Annotated in this window: 2 protein-coding genes and 1 pseudogene; all 3 read left to right on the forward strand. The window is 65.7% G+C overall.

Annotated features, from left to right (window positions below):
• Positions 1-189 precede the first annotated feature (189 nt).
• Positions 190-789: an ATP-dependent Clp endopeptidase proteolytic subunit ClpP gene (clpP, locus tag ACEN88_RS26475; RefSeq protein ID WP_413344456.1), complete on the forward strand. Its 600-nt coding sequence runs from the start codon at positions 190-192 to the stop codon at positions 787-789.
• 190 nt (positions 790-979) lie between these two features.
• Entirely contained in the window at positions 980-3,109 is a 2,130-nt protein-coding gene (locus tag ACEN88_RS26480; RefSeq protein WP_413344458.1) for an exo-alpha-sialidase, read from the forward strand.
• A 100-nt stretch (positions 3,110-3,209) separates the two neighbouring features.
• A pseudogene (locus tag ACEN88_RS26485) lies at positions 3,210-3,785 on the forward strand (hypothetical protein); the annotation flags it as partial.

Consider the following 3,785-nt stretch of genomic DNA (forward strand, 5'->3'; position numbering starts at 1 on the left):
CGCGGACGCAATTGTTCGAACTCGTCGGTGGCGCTGGTGCATGGCATCGTGCATCTCCTCGCTGGTGGTGGTCCCGCTTGACGCCCGGCGCGGCCCGGATGTGACACGCCGCCGGCATATTTTTTACGCCGTCACACGGCGCCCGGCGGCAAGCGTCATGAGGCACCTTCCACCACCGAAAGGACCATCATGAATTTCGTCCCCACCGTCATCGAGCAGACCGGCCGCGGCGAACGCGCCTTCGACATCTATTCCTGCCTGCTGAAGGAGCGCGTCGTCTTCCTCGTCGGCGAAGTGACGGAACAGTCGGCCAACCTGATCGTCGCGCAACTGCTGTTCCTCGAATCGGACAATCCGGACAAGGACATCTCACTGTACATCAACTCGCCCGGCGGGTCCGTATATGCGGGAATGGCCGTGTACGACACGATGCAGTTCATCCGCCCCGCCGTGTCCACGCTGTGCACGGGCTTCGCCGCCAGCATGGGCTCGTTCCTGCTGGCGGCCGGCGCGCCCGGCAAGCGGTACGCATTGCCGAACGCCCGCATCATGATCCACCAGCCGCACGGCGGATCGCAGGGCGTCGCGGCCGACATCGACATCCAGGCGCGCGAGATGCTGTACCAGCGCCACCGCCTGAACACGATCCTCGCGGAACGCACGGGGCAGACGCTGGCGCGGATCGAGAAGGACACGGACCGCGACCGCTACATGTCCGCCGCCGAGGGCGTCGAGTATGGCCTCATCGACCGGGTGCTGGAGGCCCGCGGCGGCGCCACGCCGTTATAAAAATCACCAAGTGCCTGAACAATTTATCGCAGGCACGGTTACATCACGGTGTGCACGCAAATCCCTGAGATATGTTTCGAGGATTCTTGCGGTTCGGCCTGGAGGAGACAGGCCGACGCGGGAATCGACGCCTGCCCAGAAACAGGCGTTGTTTTACTTCAGATGCATAACAAATCTTAGGAGGCATTACATGAAGTTGATCAATGCAACACTGCTCGCGGCGGCTGCGTTGGCCGTCCAGCAGCCGGCGATGGCGTATTCGTGGGGGAATGTCGGCATCGGCGGCGGCGGATTCGTGTCCGCCGTCATTCCCAGCAAGACGGAAGCGAATGTCGTGTACGCACGCACGGACGTCGGCGGCGCGTACCGGTGGGACAATGCCAGCGGCCGCTGGGTGTCGCTGCTGGACTGGGTGGCGGAAGACCAGGTCGGCTTCCTCGGCGTCGAAGCGCTCGCGGTCGACCCGAAGAACGCCGCCAACGTCTACATGACCGTCGGGATCAATTATTTCAACAACGGCAAGACCGCGGTGCTGCGCTCGTCCGATTACGGCAGGACGTTTGCCGTCGCCGACGTGACGAGCCAGTTCAAGGCGCATGGCAACGGCATGGGCCGCCAGAACGGCGAGCGGCTCGTCGTCGACCCGGGCTCGAGCAATGTGCTGTATGCCGGCACGCGCCAGAGCGGGCTGTTCAAGAGCACGAACTATGGCGCGAGCTGGGCCAGGGTGACGGCGCTGAACGTGACGACGACGCCCAACGACAACGGCATCAGCCTCGTCCTGGCCGATCCGTCCAGCGTGTCGGGCGGCGTGGCGCAGCGGCTGCTGGTCGGCGTTTCGCGCTACGGCTCGGCGGGGGCGAACCTGTACCGCAGCGATAACGCGGGCGCGTCGTTCAGCGCCATCTCCGGCAGCCCGTCCGGCCTGATGCCGCAGCGCGCCGCGTTCGATGGCGCCGGCAACGTGTACATCACGTATGCCAACGGTGCCGGCCCGAACGGCAACAGCTCAGGCTCGGAACCCATGAACAGCGGCCAGATCTGGCGCTACACGATCTCGAACGGCGCGTGGACCAACGTGACCCCGTCCGGCGTCAACGCGGCGTTCAGCGGCATCAGCGTGGACCCGTCCAATTCGCAGCGCCTGGTCGCGTCGACGATCAACCAGTACATGCAGCAGGGCGACAGCTGGGGCGACCATGTCTACATCTCGACCAACGGCGGCGCCAGCTGGACCGACGTGATCAACCGCGGCTTCGTCCGCGACAATGGCGGCGTGCCCTGGATCAACGGCAAGGCGATCCACTGGGCCGGCGTGGCCGTGTTCGATCCGTTCAACAACAAGGCCGTGTGGGTGACCTCGGGCAACGGCATCTTCAAGACGGCGAATATCGACGCGGTGCCGACCACCTGGACGTTCACGGTCAAGGGTCTGGAAGAAACGGTGCCGCTGAATATCAACAGCATCCCGGGCGGCCCGGTGCTGTCCGCCATCGGCGACTACGACGGCTTCCTGCACTACAACATCGACGCGTACACGAACCCGCAGTTCTCGCCGACGATGGGCACGACCACGGGCCTGGCCGTCGCCGACGCCAACAAGAACCTCGCGGTGCGGGTCGGGAACAAGATGTACACGTCGGCCAATGGCGGCGTGAACTGGAACCAGACCAATATGAACGGCAGCTACGGCCAGGTGGCCTTGTCGGCCAGCGGCACGGTCCTGCTGCACAACCCGTCCAATTCGTCGACCATGTACCGTTCCACCAACATGGGCGGGACCTGGTCGACGGTGGGCGGCCTCAGCGTCAACAATGCGCGTCCGGTCGCGGATCCGGCCAATGCCAGCAAGTTCTACGTGTACAACCCGGCCGACGGCAGCTTCATGATCAGCACGGACAGCGGCGCGTCGTTCTGGAAGTTCAACACGCTGGCCACGTGGGGCAGCGACGTGATCCGCGCCGCGCCGGGCCGCGAAGGCGATATCTGGGTGCCGCTGAACTGGGGCGGCCTCGCCCGGACCACGAGCTCGGGCTGGCAATTCAGCAATATCGCCAACGTCACGTATTGCGGCGCGGTCGGCTTCGGCAAGGCCGCGGCGGGCGCGTCGTACCCGACCGTGTTCATCTGGGGCACCATCGGCGGCGTGACCGGCGTGTACCGGTCCACCGACGCGGGGCAGAGCTGGACCCGCATCAACGACAACGCGCACCAGTACGGCGGTCCGGGCAACGGCCATTTCGTCGTCGGTGACATGAACACGTTCGGCGTGGTCTACATGAGCACGGCGGGACGGGGGATCGTGGTCGGCAAGCCGTAAGCCGTTGCGTTGTGAACACGCCTCTTGTCAGAACAGATTGTTTCCGCACGGAACTGTGCTAATCTGGCCGGAAGCGTGTTCCCACCGATTCCTTCGAGCCGTGCAACCTTCTCATGCCCCCCATCGACCGGTTGCCGGCCTCGACCTGACAGACGCGCTGCTCGTCGGCGCGGTCGTCTTCATCTGTTCCATCTTCGGCATCTACACGGCGCCCCCGGGCGTGCTGGCCGCGTTCTGGCCCACGAACGCCGTCCTCGTCGGGCTGCTGCTGCGGCGCGCCCATCCGCCGACAGCGGCGCACTGGCTGGCCGCCATCGCCGGCTACATCGTCGCCGACCTGATCATGCAGCACGGCTGGCCCAAGACCCTCATGCTCACGACGACCAACCTGATGGGCGTGTCGGTGTGTTATGCGCTGCTGAAACGGATGAGCGACGACATGCGCGGCCTGCGCCATCCGCGCTCGATGCTGCGTTTCGTGCTGGTGGCGCTGTGCGGCGCCGCGGCGGCCGGCGTGGGCGGCACCGTGATCCACCCGGCGCTGTTCGGCGGCACGCGCGCGTACGGCTTCCTGTTCTGGTTTTCGACGGAGCTCGTGAACACCATCGCGATCCTGCCCGTGCTGCTGACGATGCCGGACCTGGCGCGCCGGCTGGCGCGACGCGGGCGCCGCGGC

The sequence above is a fragment of the Massilia sp. CT11-108 genome (genome assembly GCF_047302915.1).
GTDB classification, from domain to species: Bacteria; Pseudomonadota; Gammaproteobacteria; order Burkholderiales; family Burkholderiaceae_D; genus Telluria; species Telluria orientalis.